This is a genomic window from Prauserella sediminis, from assembly GCF_014195435.1.
Lineage (GTDB): Bacteria > Actinomycetota > Actinomycetes > Mycobacteriales > Pseudonocardiaceae > Prauserella > Prauserella salsuginis.
Map to the genome: position 1 here is coordinate 1,718,653 of NZ_JACIBS010000001.1, position 22,121 is coordinate 1,740,773.

The 22,121-nt window shown below is 69.9% G+C and carries 17 protein-coding genes and 1 tRNA gene; 9 read left to right on the plus strand and 9 right to left on the minus strand.

The features are described from left to right. The first annotated feature begins 78 nt into the window (after positions 1 to 78). Both FB384_RS07755 and FB384_RS07760 read left to right on the plus strand, forming a co-directional pair. Positions 79 to 1,341 carry an MFS transporter gene (locus FB384_RS07755; protein ID WP_221212668.1) on the plus strand — a complete coding sequence of 421 codons (1,263 nt, stop codon included), beginning with the start codon at positions 79 to 81 and terminating at the stop codon, positions 1,339 to 1,341. A gap of 183 nt (positions 1,342 to 1,524) precedes the next feature. After that, entirely contained in the window at positions 1,525 to 2,496 is a 972-nt protein-coding gene (locus FB384_RS07760) for an LLM class flavin-dependent oxidoreductase (protein ID WP_183780813.1), read from the plus strand. Between the two features lie 8 nt (positions 2,497 to 2,504). Here FB384_RS07760 and FB384_RS07765 read toward each other — a convergent pair whose 3' ends face one another. From FB384_RS07765 to FB384_RS07805, 9 genes are all read right to left on the minus strand, one after another. Further along, complete coding sequence (locus FB384_RS07765; protein ID WP_183780816.1) at positions 2,505 to 3,347, minus strand: mycofactocin-coupled SDR family oxidoreductase; 843 nt, start codon at positions 3,345 to 3,347, stop codon at positions 2,505 to 2,507. Between the two features lie 313 nt (positions 3,348 to 3,660). Continuing rightward, a complete protein-coding gene (locus FB384_RS07770) occupies positions 3,661 to 5,007 on the minus strand; it encodes an amidase (protein ID WP_183780819.1) in 1,347 nt (448 codons plus the stop codon). Positions 5,008 to 5,029: 22 nt separating this feature from the next. Continuing rightward, positions 5,030 to 5,854, minus strand: a complete 825-nt coding sequence (locus FB384_RS07775) for an ABC transporter ATP-binding protein (RefSeq protein ID WP_183785146.1) — start codon at positions 5,852 to 5,854, stop codon at positions 5,030 to 5,032. 50 nt (positions 5,855 to 5,904) lie between these two features. Next, the gene (locus FB384_RS07780; RefSeq protein WP_183780822.1) at positions 5,905 to 6,804 is read right to left on the minus strand and encodes an ATP-binding cassette domain-containing protein; all 900 of its coding nucleotides are present in this window, start codon (positions 6,802 to 6,804) and stop codon (positions 5,905 to 5,907) included. Further along, entirely contained in the window at positions 6,801 to 7,610 is an 810-nt protein-coding gene (locus tag FB384_RS07785; RefSeq protein ID WP_183780825.1) for an ABC transporter permease, read from the minus strand. The genes FB384_RS07780 and FB384_RS07785 overlap by 4 nt, the downstream gene beginning before the upstream one ends. Beyond that, positions 7,610 to 8,590 (minus strand): ABC transporter permease, encoded by a 981-nt coding sequence (locus FB384_RS07790; protein ID WP_183780829.1) that lies wholly within the window; start codon positions 8,588 to 8,590, stop codon positions 7,610 to 7,612. Before FB384_RS07790 ends, FB384_RS07785 begins: the two co-directional genes overlap by 1 nt. Beyond that, positions 8,587 to 10,119 carry an ABC transporter substrate-binding protein gene (locus tag FB384_RS07795; RefSeq protein WP_183780832.1) on the minus strand — a complete coding sequence of 511 codons (1,533 nt, stop codon included), beginning with the start codon at positions 10,117 to 10,119 and terminating at the stop codon, positions 8,587 to 8,589. Before FB384_RS07795 ends, FB384_RS07790 begins: the two co-directional genes overlap by 4 nt. 79 nt (positions 10,120 to 10,198) lie before the next feature. Continuing rightward, positions 10,199 to 11,248 carry a trans-sulfuration enzyme family protein gene (locus FB384_RS07800; protein WP_183780835.1) on the minus strand — a complete coding sequence of 350 codons (1,050 nt, stop codon included), beginning with the start codon at positions 11,246 to 11,248 and terminating at the stop codon, positions 10,199 to 10,201. A 315-nt stretch (positions 11,249 to 11,563) separates the two neighbouring features. Then, positions 11,564 to 11,646, minus strand: a tRNA-Leu gene (locus tag FB384_RS07805). Positions 11,647 to 11,780: 134 nt separating this feature from the next. On the opposite strand from FB384_RS07805, the gene FB384_RS07810 reads away from it, so the two are divergent. The 7 genes from FB384_RS07810 (at position 11,781) to pknB (ending at position 22,028) form a co-directional block, all read left to right on the plus strand. After that, positions 11,781 to 13,082: a DUF3662 and FHA domain-containing protein gene (locus tag FB384_RS07810; RefSeq protein ID WP_323985159.1), complete on the plus strand. Its 1,302-nt coding sequence runs from the start codon at positions 11,781 to 11,783 to the stop codon at positions 13,080 to 13,082. Between the two features lie 160 nt (positions 13,083 to 13,242). Beyond that, positions 13,243 to 13,722, plus strand: a complete 480-nt coding sequence (locus tag FB384_RS07815; protein ID WP_183780841.1) for an FHA domain-containing protein FhaB/FipA — start codon at positions 13,243 to 13,245, stop codon at positions 13,720 to 13,722. Continuing rightward, positions 13,719 to 15,206 (plus strand): PP2C family protein-serine/threonine phosphatase, encoded by a 1,488-nt coding sequence (locus FB384_RS07820; RefSeq protein ID WP_183780844.1) that lies wholly within the window; start codon positions 13,719 to 13,721, stop codon positions 15,204 to 15,206. The genes FB384_RS07815 and FB384_RS07820 overlap by 4 nt, the downstream gene beginning before the upstream one ends. Next, on the plus strand, positions 15,206 to 17,152 hold the full coding sequence (locus FB384_RS07825; protein ID WP_228725982.1) for an FtsW/RodA/SpoVE family cell cycle protein: 1,947 nt from the start codon (positions 15,206 to 15,208) through the stop codon (positions 17,150 to 17,152). Before FB384_RS07820 ends, FB384_RS07825 begins: the two co-directional genes overlap by 1 nt. Then, positions 17,149 to 18,618: a peptidoglycan D,D-transpeptidase FtsI family protein gene (locus FB384_RS07830; protein WP_183780847.1), complete on the plus strand. Its 1,470-nt coding sequence runs from the start codon at positions 17,149 to 17,151 to the stop codon at positions 18,616 to 18,618. Before FB384_RS07825 ends, FB384_RS07830 begins: the two co-directional genes overlap by 4 nt. After that, a complete protein-coding gene (locus FB384_RS07835) occupies positions 18,619 to 20,025 on the plus strand; it encodes a serine/threonine-protein kinase (RefSeq protein ID WP_183780849.1) in 1,407 nt (468 codons plus the stop codon). Then, the gene (gene pknB / locus FB384_RS07840; RefSeq protein WP_183780851.1) at positions 20,022 to 22,028 is read left to right on the plus strand and encodes a Stk1 family PASTA domain-containing Ser/Thr kinase; all 2,007 of its coding nucleotides are present in this window, start codon (positions 20,022 to 20,024) and stop codon (positions 22,026 to 22,028) included. Before FB384_RS07835 ends, pknB begins: the two co-directional genes overlap by 4 nt. Positions 22,029 to 22,121: the final 93 nt, after the last annotated feature.

Consider the following 22,121-nt stretch of genomic DNA (forward strand, 5'->3'; position numbering starts at 1 on the left):
TGCGCTGCGCGTAAGCATCGCGCTGCGCGGCCGAAATTCCGTTGCCCCGCCCTCCCACCCGGCCTAGGTTGACGCGTCGTGATCACACGGGGAGCGGGCGGCGGGGGCCGGCAGCGAATTCGGCTCGGGGGCGAATTCGCGCGCCTGTGGACGGCGTCGGCGCTGACGAACGTCGCCGACGGCGTCACCCTCGCCGCCGGCCCGCTGCTCGTGTCGTCCCTCACCGACGACCCGGTGCTGATCGGCAGCGCGGTGTTCGTAACGCAGCTGCCGTGGTTGCTGTTCTCGCTGATCAGCGGTGCCTACGTGGACCGGCTGGACCGGCGCAGACTGCTCGTCGTCGTCAATCTGGTGCGCGGCGCGGTGGTGACCGGACTGGCAGCGACGATCGCCACGGGAACCGTATCGGTGCCGATCATCTACGCGGCGTTCTTCCTGATCGGCACCTCGGAGACGCTCGCGGACAACGCGTCGAACGCCATGCTGCCGACCCTCGTGAGCGTGGCGGCGCTGCCGAAGGCCAACGCCCGGCTCGTCGCCGTCCAGATGGGGGTCAACCAGTTCGTCGGACCGCCGCTGGGCGCATCACTGTTCGCGCTGGCCGCAACGATCCCGTTCGGACTCAACGCCGCTGCGTTCACGCTGGCCGCCGTCGTGCTGGGCACGTTGCCGCGGCGCGCGGGCACCCCCGCACCGGTTCAGCGGCGTCCGCTGTGGACGGAGATTCGCGAGGGTGCGCAGTGGATGTGGCGGAACCGGGTGCTGCGGATGATCAGCGTGACACTGTGCGGCATGAACCTCACGCTGTTCTCGACGCTGGCGATCTTCGTGGTGTACGCCCAGCAGCGACTGGGGCTCGGCGAGATCGGTTACGGCGTGCTGCTGGCGACGATGGCGGTCGGCGGCATCATCGGCGCCGGCCTGGTGAGCAGGCTGCGTGCGCGGCTGGCCGATTCGGTGCTGCTGCGCGCCGGGCTGGTGCTGGAGACGCTCACGCACGTCGTGCTGGCGCTGGTGACCGAACCGTGGGTGGCCGCCATGACGCTGGTGATCTTCGGCATGCACAACGGCGTGTGGGACGTCGTTTCGGTGTCCTGGCGGCAGCGGATCGTGCCCGATGCGCTGCGCGGACGTGCCAACAGCGTGCACATGCTCTTCGGCGTCGGCGGCGCCGCGCTCGGTAGTCTCGCCGGTGGTCCGATCGTGAAGGCGTTCGGTGTCACGGCGCCCTTCTGGACGGCCGCAGCGCTGATGGCAGTGCTGACGGTCGTCGCCTGGCGCGCGTTCGGCCGGCACCTCGTCGACGACGTCGCACCCGCACCCGCGGAGCAGCGCGCTTAGCCGGATGCCGCACGCGGGCACAGCAACCCCGAACGCAGAACACGGGCGTCCGAGCGCGGAACGCGCGTCTGGGTGCAGGACACGGGCGTCCGAGCGCGGAACGCGCGTCTGGGTGCACGACACGCGCGTCTGGGTGCAGGACACGCGGGGAATCCGCGCGGAGGTACAGACGTTGCACCGGACGTGCCGCTACCACCGTTGTCCGTGCTCGACCGCGCCTCCGTCCGCCACGGCCAGGATCCGGCCGCGGCGCTCCGTGACACGGTGCGATTCGCCGTTGACGTGGAACAGCTCGGGTACCGGCGGTTCTGGGTCGCCGAGCATCACGGCGTGCCCGGCATCGCGGGTGCGGCTCCGACGGTGCTGGCTGCCGCTGTCGGCGCCGCGACGTCGACGATCCGCGTCGGGACGGGTGGGGTGATGCTGCCGAACCATCGGCCACTGGTCGTGGCGGAACAGTTCGGCACGCTCGAGTCGCTGCATCCCGGGAGGGTCGACATGGGACTCGGCCGTTCCGTCGGGTTCACCGGTGCTGTACGGACCGCGCTGGGTGCCGACAAGACCGATGCCGGCCGTTTCGGCGACGACGTCCGCGACCTGCTCGGCTACTTCGACGGTGACCATCGGGTGCGCGGCCTTCCCGCGGAGGGGCTGCGGCCGCCGCCGTTGTTCGTACTGGCCACGGGGTCCGGAGCCGGACTCGCGGCGGAACTGGGTGCGGCGCTGGTCATCGCACCGCTCGGGGACGTCGACCGGCTCGCCGACCACATCAGGCACTATCGCGAGACGTTCCGGCCGTCGGCGCAGTGGCCGGCGCCGCACGTCATCGTGTCCACCGCGGCCGCCGTCGCCGACAGCCGCGAACAGGCGCGCGAACTGCTCCTTCCGGAGGCGTGGGCGATGGTCCGCTCGCGCATCGACGGCGTCTTCCCACCGCTGCTGCCGCCCGGCCGGGTGCCCACGCCCGGCGAACGTGAACGGCGCTACCTCGACGACGCCCTGCGTGGGCAGATCCACGGCACCGAATCCGACGTCGCCAGGGGACTCACCGAGCTCGTCGACCACACCGGCGCGGACGAACTGCTCATCACGATGAGCACGCACGACCGCGCCGACATGCTCGACTCGTACTCACGCCTGGCGGACCTGACCTGAAGCGGTCGTCACACGATGTTGGCGCCCGCATCGACCGGCAGTGTCGCGCCGGTGATGTAACGAGCCTCGTCGCTGGACAGGAACAGCACCGCGTTGCTGATGTCCTTCGATTCGACCCACGGCACGTCGAGCGCGTTCAACGACGTGAATCCGGGAATCGCCTTCTCCTGCGACGGCTCCGGATCCCCGGGAGCGAACATCGAGTAGACGCCGGGGTTCTGAATCATGGTCGTGTCCACATTGGTCGGGTGGACGGTGTTGACGCGGATGGCGTGCGGCGCGAGCTCGTTCGCCATCGTGCGCATCAGGCCCACGATGCCGTGCTTGGCCGACACGTAGTGGCCGACGTGCTGGATGCCCTTGAACCCGCCGATCGAACTCGTGAACACGAGCGACCCGCCGCGGCCCGCTTCGATCATCGACGGCACCGCGACCTTCGCGGTGTGCCACACACCGGTCAGGTTGACGTCGATCATTTCCTGCCATTGCTGCGCGCTGAGCTCCCACGACTTCGTGAACGCCGTCGCGATTCCCGCGTTCGCCACGACCGTGTCGACCCGGCCCAGCTCCGCGAGCCCGTGGTCGAACGCCTTCTGCAGCGCGCCCAAGTCACGTACGTCGGCCTTCTCCGTCACGATCTTCCTGCCGAGATCGCCGACGAGTTTCGCCGTGCCCGCCAGGTCCTCCTCGGTCGCCAGCGAGTAGCACGGGGTCACCGTTTCGATGTCCTCGCAGATGTCGACCGCGATGATGTCCGCGCCCTCCTCCGCGAGCCGCACCGCGTGGCTCCTGCCCTGCCCGCGGGCCGCGCCGGTGATGAACGCGACCTTGCCTGCCATCCGACCCGTCATCGTCTCCTCCTCGAGACCTGCGTCACACGGTCGACCGAGTTTCGTCCCGATCGGCAATTCATGTCAAGGATTAGCAGGAATCAGCTCTGGGAGGTGCGGCAACTCAGCCGATCACCTGAGCGGCGGACCAGGCCTCCCGGATGCAGGGACACACCGGAGACGAGAAGGCCGCAACACAGCCCCCAGCAGGCCGTCGTCGCGCGCCAGCGCGCCGACGGGAAGCGGTGGCCGGATGGCGGGTGGGAGCAACACGGTCCCCGAAGAACGCAACACGGGCCCCGGAAAGCGCAACACGGCGAGGGGGTGGGCGGCGTCAGAGGGTTTCGAAGGCGGCGGCCGCGCGCAGGGTGCCGACGTCGGCGAACCGCCGGCCCGCGAGCTGCAGCCCGATGGGCAGGCCGTCGGGACCGCGTCCGCAGTCGACGGACACCGCGGGCTGGCCGGACATGTTGTACGGGAGCGTGAAGGCGATGTGCTCGAACGGGCGCGCCGGGTCCCCGGTGGGTGACGGTGTGTCGAACGGATTCGGCGACACCTGACAGGTCGGCGAGAGCACGATGTCGTACGGCTCGGTGGCCCGCAGAGTCGCGACGGCGATCGCGTCCATCTGGGCGAACCCGTGGTAGACGTCCACAGCGGACAGGTCTTCGGCCGCGCGTGCCCACTCCACGAGGTACGGCAGCACGGCACCGGTGTCGAGCTTCGCCAGATCGGCGAGCAGGCGGGTGCGCCAGAACCGGTCGAGCCCGTCGAGCATCTCCCGCGTGAGCCACGGTTCGACGAGCTCGACCGTCGCGCCGGCGGCCTCGAACCGGCGGGCCGCTGCGGCCACCGCGTCACGCACCGCCGGTTCGACCGGTAGCCCCACACCCGGGTCGAGCTGCACCCCGATCCGCAGAGCCGACGGGTCGGCAGGCGGACACGACCAGTCCGGTTCGGACGGTGGCAGCGAGAGGTGGTCGCGCGCATCCGGCTGCGACAGCACACGCATGAACAACGCGGCATCCGCGACCGTCCGCGTCATCGGCCCTGCGGTCCTGCCGGGGAACGGCGGGTCGACGGGCACCCGCCCGAAACTCGGCTTGAACCCGACGATGCCGCACCACGCCGCGGGCAGCCGGATCGACCCGCCGATGTCGGTACCGACGTGCAGGGGCCCGTACCCGGCTGCCGCCGCAGCACCCGCACCGGCGCTCGACCCGCCGGACGTGCGCGTGAGATCCCACGGATTCCGCGTCGGCTCGTGGAAGCTCGACACCCCCGACGTGAGCATCCCGAAGTCGGGCATGGTGGTCTTCGAAAGGAGCACGCCGCCGGACTCTCGGATCCGCGCAGCCGCGGGCGCGTCGACCGGTGCGGGTTCGAGCCTCGTCGCTGCCGTTCCCAGGGGCTTCGGGGTTCCGCGCGTCGCGATGTTCTCCTTGATCGTCAGCGGCACGCCGTCGATCGGACCCAGCGGGGTTCCCGCGCGCCACCGCTGCTCCGATGCGGCGGCCGACTCCCGCGCCGTGTCCGGGTCGAAGGCGTACAGCGCGTGCAGCTGCGGTTCGCGCTCGTCGATCCGTGCCAGCACCGCCTCGGTGACCTCGACCGGACTCACCTCGCCCGTGCGGTACGCGCTGATCAGTTCCGTCGCGGTCTTCTCCGGAAGTCCGGTCATCGGCTCACTCCTTTTCGGACGGTCAACCCTCGGGTGGTGGCTCGGGTTCGGACGACTCGGCCCCGGCTGCGGAGGCCTCGGACGTCGCCGATCCGGCCGGTGCCCGCAGCGCACCGTGCAGCGTCGGGGCCGCGGCGATCAGCTCGCGCGTGTAGTCGTGGCGCGGCGCGTCGTACACCTCGTCGACCGGTCCGTGCTCGACGACCTCACCCCGGCGCATCACGGCGACCTCGTCGCACATCTTCCGCACCACGCCGAGATCGTGCGAGACGAACACGAGCGTGAGCGCGTACTCGTCGACCAGCCGGGTGAGCAGGTCCAGAATCTGTTTGCGGACCAGCACGTCGAGCGCGCTCACGGCCTCGTCGGCGATCAGCACCTCCGGCCGCGGTGCGAGCGCACGGGCGATCGAGATGCGCTGGCGCTGCCCGCCCGAGAACCGGTGCGGATACTGCGCGCCCGCATCGGAGGGCAGGCCGACGGCGTCGAGCAGTTCGGCCACGCGCTCGTCGCGGTCACGCGTGCGGCCGAGCGGTTCGCTGATGATGTCGCGCACGCGCATGCGCGGATCGAGCGATCCCATCGGGTCCTGGAACACGATCTGCAGTCGCCGTCGCAGGAACCCGAGGTCGGACTCGCGGCGGTGGTCGATGCGCTGCCCTTCGAACGTGACCGTGCCGGCGGTCGGCCGGTCGAGCGCGGCGAGAAGTCTGACGAGAGTGGACTTTCCGGAGCCGGACTCGCCGACGATGCCGAACCGGCCACCGCGCGGCACGTCGAGTGACACCCCGCGCAGCGCGTGCACGCCGCCGCGGTACGTGCGTTCGAGGTCGCGTACCGAGACGATCGGGCCGCTTCCGGGAGCGGCGTCCGGGGCGGCACTGTCGGGTTTGGACGTCACAGCGCGGCCTCCACGAGTCGTCGCGTGTAGTCGTGTTCGGGCGCCGACAGCACCGTCTCGACGGGGCCCTCCTCGACGATGCGGCCGTCACGGCACACCAGCACGCGCTCGCACACCGACGCGATGACGGCCAGGTCGTGGGTGATGAACAACAGGGCGCTGCCCCGGTCGCGCACGCCTTCGGCGACGAGGTCGAGCACCTGGGCCTGCACCGTCACGTCGAGGGCCGTCGTGGGTTCGTCGCAGATCAGCAGGGCCGGATCGTTGGCGAGCGCGATGGTGAGCAGCACGCGCTGTCGCTGCCCACCGGAGAGTTCGTGAGGGTAAGCGCGCGCGGTCCGCTCCGGCAGGCCGACGCGGTCGAGCAGTTCGCGGGCGCGGGCGGTCGCCCTGCGACGGGCCGTGCCGTGGACGGTGAGCGCCTCGGCGACCTGCCGGCCGACGCGCATCGCCGGGTTGAGCGCGGTCATCGGCTCCTGGAACACCATGCCGAGGTCCTTACCGCGCAGCCGGGACAGCTCGCGTTCCGAGGCGCCGACGAGTTCGCGTCCCCGCAGCGTCACCGACCCGGCCGCCGACAGTCCGTCCGGCAGCAGGCCCATGATCGCCGACGCGGTGAGCGACTTTCCCGAGCCGGACGCACCGATGAGCCCGACCCGCTCCCCCGGCGCGATACGGAACGACACGTCGTCGACCAGCGCCACGTCGCCGTGGGCGATGCGCAGCCCGTCGACGGCGAGCAGATCGTCATGGTGGCGATCGGGTGGCGGCGCTTGATCAAGGGAAGATTCGGGACTCCCGCCCGTCTCCCGCCGCCACCCAGACGGACGCGCTCCGCGCGGCAGTGCCCGATCAACGCCCCCAAGGTGCCCCTGGGGGCGGTCGCGTTCGGTCATCGGCGGGCCTCCAGGCGGGGGTCGAAGTGGTCGCGGAGGCCGTCGCCCAGCAGGTTGAAGCCCAGCACCACGGCCGCGATCGCCAACCCCGGAACGAGCGCCAACCGCGCGTCGACGGCCAGCAGCTCCTGCGACTCCTGCAGCATCCGCCCCCATGACGGCGTCGGCGGCGCCGTGCCGAACCCTAGGAACGACAACGCGGCCTCGGCGAGCACCGCCATCGCGAACGACACCGACGACTGCACCACGACCATGCCCGAGATGTTCGGCAGCACGTGCCGCCACGCGATCCACCACCGCGAGCGACCACCCGCACGCGCGGCGAGCGTGTACTCCCGCGAGAGCACCTGCAGCGCGCCCGCCCTCGCGACACGTGCGAACGCGGGCACGGTCGCCACCCCGATGGCGATCATCGCCGTGAGCGTGCTCGCCCCGTAGACCGCCGCGAGCATGATCGCCAGCAACAGCGCGGGAAACGCCAGCACGAGGTCACTGGTTCGCATGACCAGTTCCCCGAGCCACCGCGGGCCCATCGCCGCCAGCACGCCCAACGGCACGCCGGCCACGGCAGCCAGCCCCACGGCGACGATCCCGACGTACAGCGTCGTCTGCGCACCGACCATGAGCTGGCTGAAGACGTCGCGGCCGAACTTGTCCGTTCCCAGCAGGTGCTGCGACGTCGGCCCGAGCAGCCGCACGCTCGCGTCGACGGCTTGCGGGTCGAGCGGCGTCCACAGCAGCGACACGAGCGCCGTCACGACGACCAGCCCGACGAGCGCTCCGCCGACGACGAGGTTTCCGCGCATCACGACCTCCGCAACCGGGGATCGAGGACCGCGTAGAGCACGTCGACCAGGAAATTCACCAGCAGCACGCCCACGACGAGGACCAGCACGATGCCCTGCACCGCCAGCAGGTCCCGCGCCGCGACGGAGTCGAGCAGCATGCTGCCCAGCCCCGGCAGCACGAACACCCGCTCGACCACCACCGCCCCGACGAGCAGGGTCGCCAGCTGCACTCCCAGCACCGTCACGACCGGCACCGCCGCATTCCGCAATCCGTGCCGCACCAGTGCCGGATACGGCCGCAATCCCTTGGCTCGCGCCGTGCGCAGGAAGTCCTCCCGCTGCACGTCGAGCACCGCGGAGCGCACGTACCGCGTCAGCACCGCGCCCTGCACCAGGCCCAGCGACACCGCGGGCAGGATCAGCCCGCGCAGCCACGCGCCGACGTCGTAGGCGGGCGGTGTCCACCCACCCGACGGCAGCCAGCCGAGCTGCACCGCGAACACCTGCACCAGGATGATCGCCGCGAGGAACGCGGGCACCGCCACGCCCACCTGCGAGGCCGCCGACACGACCACGCCGCTCGGCTTACGGTGCCGCACCGCGGCGACGATCCCCGTCGGCACGGCGATCAGCAGCGCGACCAGCATTCCCGCGCCGACCAGCCACAGCGTGACGCCAAGCCGGTCGAGCAGCTGCGGCCCGATCGCCTCCTTCGTGACGTACGACGTGCCGAAATCCCCGGTCAGCAGGCCGCCCACCCAGTCGAGATACTGCGTCGCCAGTGGCCGGTCGAGGCCGAACTCCTGCCTCGTCTGCTCGACCAGTTCCGGCGTCGCGTTCACTCCGAGTGCGACTTGCGCCGGATCACCCGGCAGCACGGCCATGAACGCGAACACCACGATCGACGCGACGATCACGCTCCCCACGAAGATCACGAACCTGCGCGCGATCGCCGCCGCCGGACTCGCACCGCCCGCCACACGTTCGGCCGTGGTCATGACGTCCCCTGCCGCCGCAACCCCGTGAGGTCGAACGACTCGCTCACCTGGTTGGCCTGCAGCCCACGGACCTCGTTCTTCGCCACGACGATGTTCGGGAACAGGAACAGCCAGTTGGCGGCGGCGTCGTCGGACAGTGTCCTGGCGACCTCGCGCATGTCGGCGATGTACTCCCGGGGCGGCGCGGTGTCGGCCTCGGTGAGCAGGCGCTGCACCCGGTCGCTGTCGTAGCCCCAGTAGAAGTCGGGGTCACCGAACGTGGTGATGTCCTGCGGTTCGACGTGCTGCACGATCGACATGTCGTAATCGGCGTCGGTGAACACCTGCTGCAACCACACCGCGGGGAAGTCGAGCGGTTCGATGTCGACGGTCACGCCGACCTTCTTCAGGTGCGAAGCGATGACCTGGGCCGACGACACGGCATACGGCAGGTTGGCGATGCGCAGGTCCAGCCGCAGCGATTCGTGCCCGGCCTCGCGCAACAGGCTGCGGGCGCGGTCCGGATCGTACGGATACTCACCGGAGAGGTCTTCGAACCACGGATCGGTGGGCGGCACCATGCTGCCGATCAGTTCGCCGCGCCCGCCCCATGCCGCCTCGAGCAGCGCCTTCCGGTCGATGGCGTACGTCAACGCCTTGCGCACCCGCACGTCGTCCAGCGGCGCGCGGCGGTTGTTGAAGGCGAGCACGACCTCGCCGTTCGTCGTGCCCTGCAGCACGCGGAACCGGTTGTCCGCCTCGAACTGGGGCAGCGAGTCGGGAGCGGTCACCCCGGAGATGACGTCGATGCCGCCGGAGAGCAGCGCGTTGTTCAGCGCCGTCGCGTCGGCGTAGTACTTGAGCACGACCGTGCGGTAGCCGGGCGCGGGCCGCGGGCTCTCAGGGTTGCTGTACTCGGGATTGCGGGTGAGCACGATCGAATCCCCGCGGCGTCTGCTCTCCACGTCGTACGGACCGGTGCCGACGGGGTCGTTCGCCAGGTCGGCCACGCCTGCCGGGTCGAACATCGCACCGATACGGGTGGTCATGGCACGCAGCCACGAGTTGCTGGGCCTGCTCAACACGACACGCGCGTGACGGTCGTCGACGACCTCGACACGGTCGACGACGTCCATGCCCGATTTCAGCGAGATCGTCCAGTCCTGCTGCACCCGTTCGATGGAGAACTTCACATCCGATGCGGTGAACGGTTCGCCGTTGCTGAACGTCGCCTCACGCAGCTGGAAGTCGTACACCGTGCGGTCGTCGCTGACGTCCCACGACTCGGCGAGGCCGCCGACGATCTCACCGTCCGAGTCGACCTTCACCAGCGTCTCGTACACGTTGTAGAGCAGCGCCTGCGGAATCGCGGCGCCGTCGGTGGTGGTGAAGTCGAAGTTCTGCGGCTCGGCGGTGAGCCCCACGGCGAGCGTCGACGGGCCGGTCCCCACCATCGCCGTCGAACCGGCGGTGCAACCGGCCAATGCGAGCGGCGCGGCCAACACCGCGGCGGACGCCAACGCCGAGAGCGCCGACCGCCGTGTCGCCATCCGTCACCGCCTCCCGGCCACCTCGGAGCACCCGATCAGCAGGCGACCTTGACACCACGCCGATCGGCGGTCAAGAGGATCAGCCGTCGAGGACGGCCGACACGTCGCGCCACAGGTCCTCGGGGTCTTCGAGGCCCACGCTCAGCCGCAGCAGACCGGCGGGTACGTGCGAATCCCCCGGCAGGTGAGCGCGGCGTTCGATGGTGCTCTCGACTCCGCCGAGACTCGTCGCGTTGTGGATGAGCTTCAGGTTCGCGCAGAGGCGTTCGGCTGCGTCGGCGTCGGCGAGGTCGAACGACACCATGGCGCCCGATCCCGGGTAACGCACCCGCACGACGGCCGGATGCGCGGCGAGCCGATCGGCCAGCAGCGACGCGGTCTTCGACGCCTCGGCCAGCCGCACCCCGAGCGTGCGGAGTCCGCGCAGCGCCAACCACGCCTCGAGCGCACCGGGTGTGGTGCCCGTGCGGGTGCGCGCCTCACGCAGCGATGTCGACAAGTCGTCGCGGGCGGTCACGGCGACGCCGAGGAGCAGGTCGCTGTGCCCGCCGATGAACTTCGTGACGCTGTGCACCACCACGTCGGCACCCATGCCCAGGGGCTGTTGCCCGATCGGGGTGGCGAACGTGTTGTCGACGACGGTCAGCGGCTTGCGGTCACCCGAACCGGCGGCCCTGAGGATCGCGTCGAGGTCCATGACGTCGAGCGTCGGGTTGGTCGGCGATTCGAGCCACAGCACGTCCACCTTGCCTGCCGCGGCGATCCAGGCGTCGGTGTCGGTGGGCTCGATCCGCCGGACGGTCAGTTTTCCCCGCTCCTGGGCGTGGTCGAACGCGCCGCGGGTGCCGGCGTAGCTGTAGACGGGCACGGCGATCGTCGCCCCGGCGGGCAGCAGGTCGAGCACGGCGGTGGCGGTGGCCATGCCGGAGGCGTACGCCGTCGCGGTGCCGCCTTCGAGGGCGCCGACGGCCTCTTCGAACGCCGCCCACGTGGGGGTGCCGACCTCGCGGGAGTACTCGAGACCGAGCGCACTGGCCGGGACTAGCGGGGCATTGGCGGGATTGCCGTCACCGGCGTCGGGGCGGCCGGCGAGGATGGCGCGGGTGCGCGCGGACCACGATTCGTTCACGCGCCCAACCGTAGCCGCGGCCCTCACCCACGTCCCGTCAACGAGATCAACGCGATGTCACGTCTCCACAGTCACGTCTCCCCTGGGGAGACGCCCCTGGGGCACCTCGATTGCAATGCCGGATCTGGTGATGGCCGCAACACGACCTCCGGAACCCGCAACACGGCCCCGGAACTCGCAACACGCGCCCCGGAATGCAGAACACGCGGTACCGAGCGCAGGACACGGCGTCCTGAACGCAGAACACGCGGTGCCGAGCGCAGGAGCTGACAAAGCGAAACGCCCCTTGCGTGAGCAAGGGGCGTTTCGCTTATGTGCGCGAGGTGGGAGTTGAACCCACACGTCCTTTCGGACACACGGACCTGAACCGTGCGCGTCTGCCATTCCGCCACTCGCGCGAGTGCCTCTCTGCGGCAGCACCGATAGCCTAGCAGGCCGTTTCAGGGGCTTTCACCGGCCCCGGTGTCATGGGCGCCAAACCCAGATACGATCGATGCGAGAGGGGCGTTCACCAGGGAGGAGGTTGTCCGGATTGGGTCGTGTTCAGCGTTTTGACCGGCGCCTCGAGAGCCTGGTGGGCAACACGTTCGCCCGGATGTTCGGGGGCAATGTCGTCACGGAGGAAGTGGCGCACAGTCTGGAGCGCGAGAGTGAGGACAACGTTCGTGAGCTCGCGGGCGGGCGGAAGCTCGCCCCGAACCACTACATCGTGTCCTTGGGTGCTGCAGATCACGATCGGATGGCGGGCGATGAGCAGCGGGTCACCAGATTGCTGGCGGACGCCGTCTCACAGCATCTGTCCGAACACGGTTGGGACACCTATGGTGACGTCGTAGTTTCGCTAGAGCGCAACGAAGCGCTGCATACTGGACAGTTCAAGACCCGCTCGACCGTTGATCCCGACGTCACAGCAGCATTTGATGGCGACGGTCAAGCACGGCCGGCACGAACCAGCGACGCAGGAGACCGAGCAATGAGCCAGCCCGGCGGCTACGGCCAGTACGACCAGGGTGACCCGTACGGCCAGGGCCAGTACGGATACGGACAGGGACAGCCCGGCTACGACCAGTACGGGCAGCCGGGCTACGACCAGGGTTACGGTCAGCCCGGATACGACCAGTACGGGCAGCCGGGCTACGACCAGGGCTACGGCCAGCCCGGATACGACCAGTACGGCCAGGACCCCTATGCCCAGGGCTATGGCCAGGACCCGTACGCCCAGGGTTACGGCCAGCCGGGCTACGACCAGGGCTACGGTCAGCCTCCGCAGCAGGACCCGTACGGCCAGGGTTACGGCCAGCCCGGCGGCTACGACCCGGGCTACGGCCAGCCCGGCGGTTACGGTCAGCCCCCGCAGGACCCGTACGGCCAGCCCGGCTACGACCAGGGCTACGCGGCCCCGCCGAGCCCTCCCGGCGGCTACCCGGCACAGGCTCCGCCCCCGCAGTCGGACCCCTACGGCCAGCCGGCGCAGGACCCGTACGGCCAGCCCGGCTTCGGCGCGCCCGGTGCCCCGGGTGCCCCCGCCGGCGCCCCGCCGCGGCCGCTGACGGCGTCGCTGCAGCTCGACGACGGTTCCAACCGGAACTACTCCCTCAAGCAGGGCAGCAACGTCGTGGGCCGTGGCCAGGACGCCGACTTCCGCCTTCCCGACACTGGTGTCTCGCGTCGCCACCTGGAGATCACGTGGGACGGCCAGAGCGCCACGCTCGCCGACATCGGTTCGACGAACGGCTCGACGGTGAACGGAACCCCGGTCCAGACCTGGCAGCTGGCCGACGGTGACGTCATCCGCGTCGGTCACTCGTCGCTGGTGTTCCGGACCCAGGGCTGAGCGAATCCGGGTTTCGGCCGGGCCTGAGGCAGCGGAACCCGGGTTTTTCGGCAATCCCGCATGGGCGCCGCGTGCTGGTCACGCATAATGGCGGCCATGTGGGGGCCTGCGGCGTGTTCGCCGTGGGGCGAGCGCGAAAAGGCGGGAGCTGACACAACAGGTGCCGGAGCTGGTCGTACAACTCACCAGAGCAGGGTTTCTGCTCCTGCTGTGGCTGTTCGTGTTCGCCGCGCTGCGCGTGGTGCGTTCGGACCTCTACGCGGCGTCCGGTCTGCGGGTGAACCTCCCCAACCTGCGCCGCGGCAAGGACAAGAAGCGCCCACGCGCGGGCGGACGCGGCGGCGGGAAGATGCCGCGGCAGCTCGTGGTCACGCAGGGCGCCCTGTCCGGCACGCGCATCGCACTCGACGGCAAGCCGATCATGATCGGCCGTGCCGACGACTCCACGCTGGTGCTCGACGACGACTACGCGTCGACGCGCCACGCTCGTATCTCCCTGCGCGGAGACGAGTGGTACGTGGAAGACCTGGGCTCGACGAACGGCACCTACCTCGACCGGGCTAAGGTCACTGCACCCCTCCGAGTCCCGCTCGGCGTCCCCATCCGGATCGGCAAGACGGTGATCGAGCTTCGCCCATGACTCTCGTCCTTCGCTACGCGGCACGCAGTGACCGCGGCCTGGTGCGATCCAACAACCAGGACTCGGTATATGCCGGCCCCCGCCTGTTGGCGCTGGCCGACGGTATGGGCGGCCACGCCGCCGGTGAGGTGGCCAGCAAGGTCGTCATCGCGTCGTTGGCGCCGCTCGACGACGACGAACCCGGCGACGATCTGGTCAGTCAGCTCCGGGATGCCACCGTCCAGGGCAATCAGGCCATCGCGGAACTGGTGTCGAACGACCCCGAGCTGGACGGCATGGGCACGACGCTCACCGCCGCACTGTTCTCGGGGTCGAAGCTCGGCATGGTCCACGTCGGCGATTCGCGGGCGTACCTGCTGCGTGGTGGGCAGTTCTCCCAGATCACGCGCGACGACAGTTTCGTCAACGAGCTGATCGAGCAGGGGCGGATCACCGAGGAGGAGGCGGCGACACATCCGCAGCGTTCGCTCCTGCTCAAGGCGCTGACGGGCAGCGAGGTCGAGCCGAGCCTGACGGTGCGGGAGGCTCGGGCAGGCGACCGCTACCTGTTCTGTTCGGACGGGCTGTCCGGCATGGTCAGCAACGAGACGCTGGCCGAGGCGATGCAGATCCCGGACCCGCAGGAGTGCGCGGACCGGATGATCGAGCTGGCGCTCAAGGGCGGCGGTACGGACAACGTCACGGTGATCATCGCGGACGTGGTGGACGTCGACTACGGCGAGAACGCCCCGATCGTGGGCGGCGCCGCCGGTGACGGCACCGACGAGGGTCCGCAGGGTGACTCCCCCGCGGCGCGCGCACGGGCGCTCACGGCGTCACAGCAGCAGCAGTCCTCGCAGGCGCAGCAGGCCGAAGCGAGCCCGCCGCCGGAGGATCCGAAGGCGAAGCGGCGCAAGCGCATTCGCCTGCTCGTCGGCATCGGGCTCGCGATCGTGCTGCTCGCGGCGGCGGCGATCACGACCCGGTATTTCGTGATGAGCCAGTACTACGTGGGTGTCGGCTCGAACGACGAGGTCGTCATCTACCAGGGCGTTCCGGGCAGTGTGCTCGGTCTGGACCTGCAGGAGGAGGCCGAAGGGTCCTGTCCTCCGTCCTCGACGCTGTGCGAGCCGCTGCGGCTGCAGGATCTGCAGCAGGACGCCCGCTCGGCGGTGTCGAACTCGGTCAAGCGCGACGACCTGGCCTCGGCACGCGAGTACATCGACACGCTGCGCCGCAACAACATGTTGGAGATCTGCGACGACGAGCAGGACCAGCCGCAGGGCGGCGGCATCATCGGCGGCATCGGCGAGGGCGAGCGTCAGCAGAACGACGGCGGCGACAGCGGCGGCTCCGGCGGCGACTCGGGCAGCGGCTCGGACGGCGCCGGGCAGAACCAGCGGAACTCCGACGATTCGACGTCGGGCGAAGCCAACACTCAGGCGGGACAGGACCAGCAGCCGGGGGTGGACTGCCGTCCGGCGCCCGGCTCGGGCGGTAACTGATGACCGCAGCCGCAGGCAACCAGAGTGCGGTCGGGCGGCAGTACACCACGAACCCACCACGTGAGCTGCCGAAACGCCGCGGCACGGAGCTGATGCTGCTGGCGTTAGCCGCGGTCGTCGTCACGACGGCGTTCGTCCTGGTGCAGATCAACCAGGAACAGTCGCTGTCGTGGTCGATCCTCTGGTACGGCGGCGCCTACCTGGCGATCTTCAGTGCAGCCCACGTGGCGGTGCGGTTCTGGGCACCGTACGCGGATCCGCTGATCCTGCCGTGCGTGGCGCTGCTCAACGGCCTCGGCCTGGTGACGATCTACCGCCTGGACCTGGCGGAGGCCGAGCGAGCGCGCTCACTGGGACAGGATTTCGCGGGCAGCGCGCCCCGGCAGGTGTTGTTCACGGTCGTGGCGTTGGCGCTGTTCCTCGCGGTGCTGCGCATCGTCAAGGACCACCGCACGCTCACCAGTTACGCCTACACGGCCGGTCTCAGCGGTCTGATCCTGCTGGCGCTGCCTGCGGTGCTTCCCGCGTCGCTGTCGGAGGTCAACGGCGCGAAGGTGTGGCTGCGGCTGCCGGGCTTCTCGATCCAGCCCGGCGAGTTCGCCAAGATCCTGTTGATGATCTTCTTCGCGTCGTTCCTCGTCGCGAAACGGGATCTGTTCATGACGGCGGGCAAACGGATACTCGGTGTCGAACTGCCGCGCGCGCGGGATCTCGGGCCGATCATCATCGCCGCGGTCGTGTGCCTCGGCATTCTCGTGTTCGAACGTGATCTCGGCACGGCGCTGCTGTTCTTCGGTATCACGCTGATGATGCTGTACGTCGCCACCGAGCGTGCGATCTGGGTCGTCGTCGGCCTGAGCATGTTCCTCCTGGGCGCGTTCATCGCCTACCAGCTGTTCACCCACGTGCAGCAACGTGTCACCAACTGGATCGACCCGCTGGCGACCTACGACGACCCCGGCGGCGGCTATCAGATCGCGCAGGGCCTGTTCGGGCTCGGCACCGGCGGAGTGTTCGGCACCGGGCTGGGTGCGGGCAGGCCGGAGATGGTTCCGGAGGCCCACACCGACTTCATCAGCGCCGCCCTCGGCGAGGAGATCGGCTTCGTCGGTCTCGCCGCGGTGCTGCTGGTGTACCTGCTGCTGGCGATGCGCGGGATGCGCAGTGCGCTGGCGGTGCGCGACACGTTCGGCAAGTTGCTCGGCGGCGGCCTTTCGTTCGCGATCATCATGCAGGTGTTCGTCATCGTCGGCGGTGTCACGAAGCTCATCCCGATGACGGGTGTGACGACGCCGTTCCTGTCCGCGGGCGGGTCGTCGCTGCTGGCGAACTACATCCTCGTGGCACTGTTGCTGCGCATCTCCGACACCGCGCGCAGGCCGCAGCAGCAGAAGCCGAGCGGGGAGGCGCCGCCGAAACAGCTGGCGCCGATCGCCGAGGCGCACACCGTGATGGTGCAGCGCCCGCCGCAGCCGCAGGCAGGAGCCGGCCCCGCGGCGCCGGCTTCGGCGGGCCAGCAGGCTCCAGGACCCCAAGCTCCGGAGCGCCACTCGCCGGGGCCCCAATCGCCGGGGTCCCAATCGCCGGGGGCACAGCCACCGGGATCGCAGTCGCCCGCACAGCCTTCCCCGGGGCAACAGCCTTCCCCGGGGCAACAGTCGCCGGCGCCGGCCTCACCCGGGAAGGCACAACACCCGGTGACCCCGCCCCAGGGCCAAGCCCCGGTGCCGCAGCAGGCGCCGAACCGGGCCACCCACTCCGAGCCCGGCCAGGGAAAGCCGCAAGAGCAGGCCGCCGGGTCCGCGCCGGAACAACCGAAGGAAGCCGGGCCCGCACAACCCGGCCCACAGCAGGCGGAGCGATCGACACCGACCGACGAACCCGCCTGGCCGACCGAAGAGAGCACCGACGAACCGAACCGGCCGAAAGGGGATGACGCGACGTGAACACTCCCCTGCGCAAGGTCGGCATGGTCATGCTGGCGATGCTGACTCTGCTACTGGCCAACACGACGTACGTCCAGGTGGTCCGGGGCGACGACTACGCGTCCGATTCCCGGAACTCACGGGTGCTGTACGAGGAGTACTCCCGTGAACGCGGCAAGATCGTCTCCAACGAGGCGGGCCAGGTGCTCGCGGGCGTCGAACCGTCGAACGACAACTTCAACTTCCTGCGCACCTACCGCAACGGCCCGATGTATGCGCCCGTGACCGGCTACTACTCGATCATGTACGGCGCGGGCGGCCTCGAGAACGCCGAGGACGCGTTCCTCAACGGTTCCGATCCGCGGCTGTTCGTGCGCAGGCTGTCGGACATGGTCACCGGACGTGACCCGCGCGGCGGCAACGTGCGGTTGACGATCCAGCCCGCGGTGCAAGAAGCGGCGTACCGGGCGATGACCGAGAACGGCTACACGGGCTCGGTCGTGGCGATGAACCCGAAGAACGGCGACATCCTCGGCATGGTGTCGACGCCGTCGTACGACCCGAACCGGCTGGCCTCTCACAACGGCGACGAGCAGCAGCAGGCGTGGAAGGAGTACTCCGAGGCCGAGGGCAATCCGATGATGAACCGGGCCGTGCGGGAAACCTACCCGCCCGGGTCGACGTTCAAGATCGTCACGACGGCCGCCGCGCTCGAGGACGGCATGGAGCCCGACGCGAGCGTCACCCCCGACTCCGAGGTCACGCTGCCGCACACGAACACCCAGCTCGAGAACTACGGCGGCGCCACCTGCCCCGGCAGCACGCTCAAGGACGCGCTGAAGTACTCGTGCAACACGGCGTTCGCGGAGATCGCGGGCGACCTCGGGGCCGCCAAGCTCCGCGCGACGGCGGAGAACTTCGGCATCGGCCAGGACGACCTGCAGGTCCCGCTGAGTGTCGTGCCGTCGAGCCTGGGCGAGCTGGAGAGCGAGGCGGCGCTGTATCAGAGCGGCATCGGCCAGCGCGACGTGCGGCTGACGCCGTTGCAGGACGCGCTGTTGGCGGCGACGGTCGCCAACGACGGCATGGCGATGAAGCCGAAGCTCGTCAAGTCGCGGTTGGCCCCGGACCTGTCGACCATCGAGGACATCGGCGAGGAGGAGCTGACCGGCGAACCGGCGATGTCGGACGAGTCCGCCGAGGCGCTGACGCAGATGATGATCCAGTCCGAGGAGAACACCGGCGGCGGTGGCAAGGACTCGGACCTGAAGATCGCCTCGAAGACGGGCACGGCCGAGCACGGCTCCGACCCGAAGAACATCCCGCCGCATGCCTGGTACACGGCGTTCGCGCCGCACGACGACCCGAAGATCGCCGTCGCGGTGATCGTCGAATCGGGCGGCAACCGCGGGCTGGCGGCGACGGGTGGCACGGTCGCCGCCGAAATCGCAAGGGCCACCATCTCCGCCGGTCTCGGGGGTGGCTAGATGCTGTCGACCGGGCAACTGATCGCGGAGCGCTACCGGCTGACCAGCCAAATCGCCGTCGGCGGCATGGGCGAGGTGTGGGAAGCCAGTGACACCCGGCTGGACCGGCCGGTGGCGGTGAAGATCCTCAAGGCCGAGTTGTCCGGCAACGCCGAGTTCCTCCACCGGTTCCGCGCGGAGGCGAAGACGACCGCGTCGCTGAACCACCAGAACATCGCCGCGGTACACGACTACGGCGAGACCGAAGCCGGCGAGTCGGCGATCGCGTTCCTGGTCATGGAGATGGTCGAGGGCGAACCGCTGGCGGGGATCCTGCAGCGGGAGGGCCGGATCTCGGCCGACCGCACCCTCGACGTGCTGGAGCAGGCGGGCCACGCGCTGCAGGCCGCGCACGAACGCGGCCTGGTGCACCGCGACGTCAAGCCCGGCAACATCATGGTCACGCCAACGGGGGCGGTGAAGCTGACGGACTTCGGCATCGCCAAGGCCGCGGACTCGGCGCCCGTGACGCGCAACGGCATGGTGATGGGCACCGCCCACTACATCGCCCCTGAGCAGGCACTCGGGCAGGACGCCGAGCCGGGAAGCGACGTCTATTCGCTCGCGGTGTGCGGGTACGAGTGCCTCGCCGGGCGCAGGCCGTTCCTGTCGGAGAACGCGGTGACCGTGGCGATGATGCACATCCGCGACGTGCCGCCGCCGTTGCCGCCGGACGTGCCGCCCGCGGCCCGCGCCGTGATCGAAGCCACATTGGTGAAGGATCCGCGTCAGCGCTACGCCAGCGGAGGCGAGTTCGCCGCGGCCGTCGCCGCCGTGAAGGCGGGCCATCCACTGCCGGTGCCGTCCGGGATCGCGGGCTACGGCACGGCAGGTGGCCAGGTCACGGGCGCGCCCGCGGGCCAGGTCACACAGGCGGGACAGGCCGGAAATCAGCCACAGCCGAATACGGTGGGGCAGGGATCTCACCCGTCGATGCAGCCGGTGTCACCGGTCTCACCGGCTCAGAACGGCGTCATGGGGGGCCACGGGGGCACGTCCCACGGCATGACGCCGCCGGGCGTGGGCGCGCCGGGGGCTCACCAGCGACAGCGGCCCGCGGGGATGTGGATACTTCTCACGTTGGCCGCCGTCCTGGTCGTGGCCGTCGTCGCCGCCCTGCTGATCGTGCTGCTCGGACAGGACTCCGACCCGCCTCCCGGCAGGGTCGGGGACCAGCCGCCGCCGACCGGCAGTAACTGGTCGCAGGCGTCGGGCGACATCGGTGGCGAAGCGGTCATCGACGCAACCGGCGTGGGTACCGCCGGCCAACCGACAACCGGCCCCGACGGCACCGTCGGGGCCCTGGACGAGAACGCAGAAGGCATGACGGGCACACCGTGGACGAAGTGGGACGGCACCGAGCAATGAGCGCACCGAGAATGCTCTCCAACCGCTACGAGCTTGGCGACACGCTCGGGTACGGCGGCATGTCCGAGGTCCACCACGCCCACGACGTGCGGCTCGGCCGCGAGGTGGCCGTCAAGATCCTGCGTGCCGACCTCGCCCGCGACCCCCAGTTTCAGGAGCGGTTCCGCCGCGAGGCGCAGAACGCCGCCGCGCTGAACCACCCCGCCATCGTCGCCGTGTACGACACGGGTGAGGCCGACACCGAGTACGGCCCGCTGCCCTACATCGTCATGGAGTACGTCGAGGGCAGGACGCTGCGTGACATCGTCAAGACCGAGGGTCCGATGCCGGAGCAGCGGGCCATGGAGGTCATGGCGGACGTGTCGGCGGCGCTGGACTTCTCGCACCGTCACGGCATCGTGCATCGCGACGTCAAGCCGGCGAACGTGATGATCACGCGCAACGGTGCGGTCAAGGTGATGGATTTCGGCATCGCCCGCGCCGTTCACGACGGCCAGGCCGCGATGACGCAGACGGCCGCGGTCATCGGCACGGCTCAGTACCTGTCGCCGGAGCAGGCGCGGGGTGAGCGGGTCGACGCCCGCAGCGACGTCTACGCCGCTGGCTGCGTGCTGTACGAACTGGTGACGGGCGATCCGCCGTTCACGGGCGATTCGCCGGTTGCGGTGGCCTACCAGCACGTGCGGGAGGACCCGAAACCGCCGTCGGCGATGAACCCCGAGGTCTCGCCCGAACTCGACGCGGTGGTGCTGAAGGCGCTCGCCAAGGGTGCCGACAACCGTTACCAGTCGGCCGCGGAGATGCGCTCCGACCTGGTGCGCACGCTCACCGGGCAGCGCCCGTCCGCGCCGATGGTGATGTCCGACGAGGAACGCACCCAGGTGATGGGGGCGCCGGCGGGCGACCCAGCCGGCGACTACGACGACGCCGAGTACGCCCCCGCCTACGACGACGAGGACGAGCGCAGGCGCCGCCGCAAGAAGGGCTGGCTCATCGCGCTGCTCGTGCTGCTCGGCATCGGTCTCGTCGCGTTCGTCGCCTGGCTGGCCGGCGTGTTCGACAGCAACTCGACGACCGAACGGGCCGTGCCGGACGTCGTCGGGCAGCAGACCGCGGTGGCGGTCGAACAGCTGAAGTCCGAGGGCTTCACGAACGTTCAGCAGGAAGAGGTCATCTGCCGGGCCCAGGCCGATCCGAACGACCCGAACGCATGCAGCCCGGATCAGCGGGGCACGGTGCTGGCGGTGTCGCCGTCCTCGGGCACGCGCGTGGACGTGAGCGAGCAGCTGACTCTGCAGGTGGGCGTCAAGCCGTCGCAGGTGCGGGTGCCGGACCTGCAGGGCCTCGACCAGGGCGAGGCCGAGCAGGCGTTGAAGGACGCCGGACTGTCGCTCGACCAGGACGTGAACTACGAGGAGGTCGACGACTCGTCGGCCGTTGACACGGTCATCAAGCAGAACCCGGCAGCCCACCACGAGATCGAATCGGGCACGAGCGTGAAGATCACGCTGGGCAAGGCCCCTGAGAAGATCACCGTGGAGAACATGCAGGGCAAGAAGTTCCCCGAGGCGAAGTCGCGGCTCGAGGAACTCGGCTTCACGGTGTCGCGCACCACCACCGACAGCGAACAGCCGAAGGGCACGGTGATCAGCCAGACGCCGAACGCCGGCGAGTTCGAACGCGGCCACACCATCCAGCTGACGGTGTCCAACGGCGCCAACCAGCAGATGGACATGCCGGACCTGACCGGCATGACGTACGAGGAGGCCGTGCAGAAGCTCAAGGAGGCGGGCTGGCAGGGCGACCAGCCGAGCCGGGTCGCCGATCCCGGCGCCGACGAGGAGAACGTCGGCAAGGTCACCAACAGCAGCCCCGCGCCCGGTGAGGCGATCACGAAGGGCCAGCCGGTGACGCTGTACATCGGCGCCGAGGAGGACGGATCGTCGTCGCCATCCAGTGAGGAGGAAGACGACGGCGGCGGGATCTTCGACCCGCCTCGGTAACGGCAACTCTGATCCGCCCGCGATGAGCCGTGACGGCCGCGCCGCCCCTGACGGGTGGCGCGGCCGTTCTCGTGTGTGCGGGCTCCTCGGTGG

Excerpts from the sequence above, each read along its gene's own strand:
- FB384_RS07835 (WP_183780849.1), top strand. The coding sequence starts at position 18,619 with ATGCTGTCGACCGGGCAACTGATCGCGGAGCGCTACCGGCTGACCAGC.
- FB384_RS07825 (WP_228725982.1), top strand. The coding sequence starts at position 15,206 with ATGACCGCAGCCGCAGGCAACCAGAGTGCGGTCGGGCGGCAGTACACC.
- FB384_RS07780 (WP_183780822.1), bottom strand. The coding sequence starts at position 6,804 with ATGACCGAACGCGACCGCCCCCAGGGGCACCTTGGGGGCGTTGATCGG.
- FB384_RS07790 (WP_183780829.1), bottom strand. The coding sequence starts at position 8,590 with ATGACCACGGCCGAACGTGTGGCGGGCGGTGCGAGTCCGGCGGCGGCG.
- pknB (WP_183780851.1), top strand. The coding sequence starts at position 20,022 with ATGAGCGCACCGAGAATGCTCTCCAACCGCTACGAGCTTGGCGACACG.
- FB384_RS07765 (WP_183780816.1), bottom strand. The coding sequence starts at position 3,347 with ATGACGGGTCGGATGGCAGGCAAGGTCGCGTTCATCACCGGCGCGGCC.
- FB384_RS07770 (WP_183780819.1), bottom strand. The coding sequence starts at position 5,007 with ATGACCGGACTTCCGGAGAAGACCGCGACGGAACTGATCAGCGCGTAC.
- FB384_RS07785 (WP_183780825.1), bottom strand. The coding sequence starts at position 7,610 with ATGCGCGGAAACCTCGTCGTCGGCGGAGCGCTCGTCGGGCTGGTCGTC.
- FB384_RS07795 (WP_183780832.1), bottom strand. The coding sequence starts at position 10,119 with ATGGCGACACGGCGGTCGGCGCTCTCGGCGTTGGCGTCCGCCGCGGTG.
- FB384_RS07820 (WP_183780844.1), top strand. The coding sequence starts at position 13,719 with ATGACTCTCGTCCTTCGCTACGCGGCACGCAGTGACCGCGGCCTGGTG.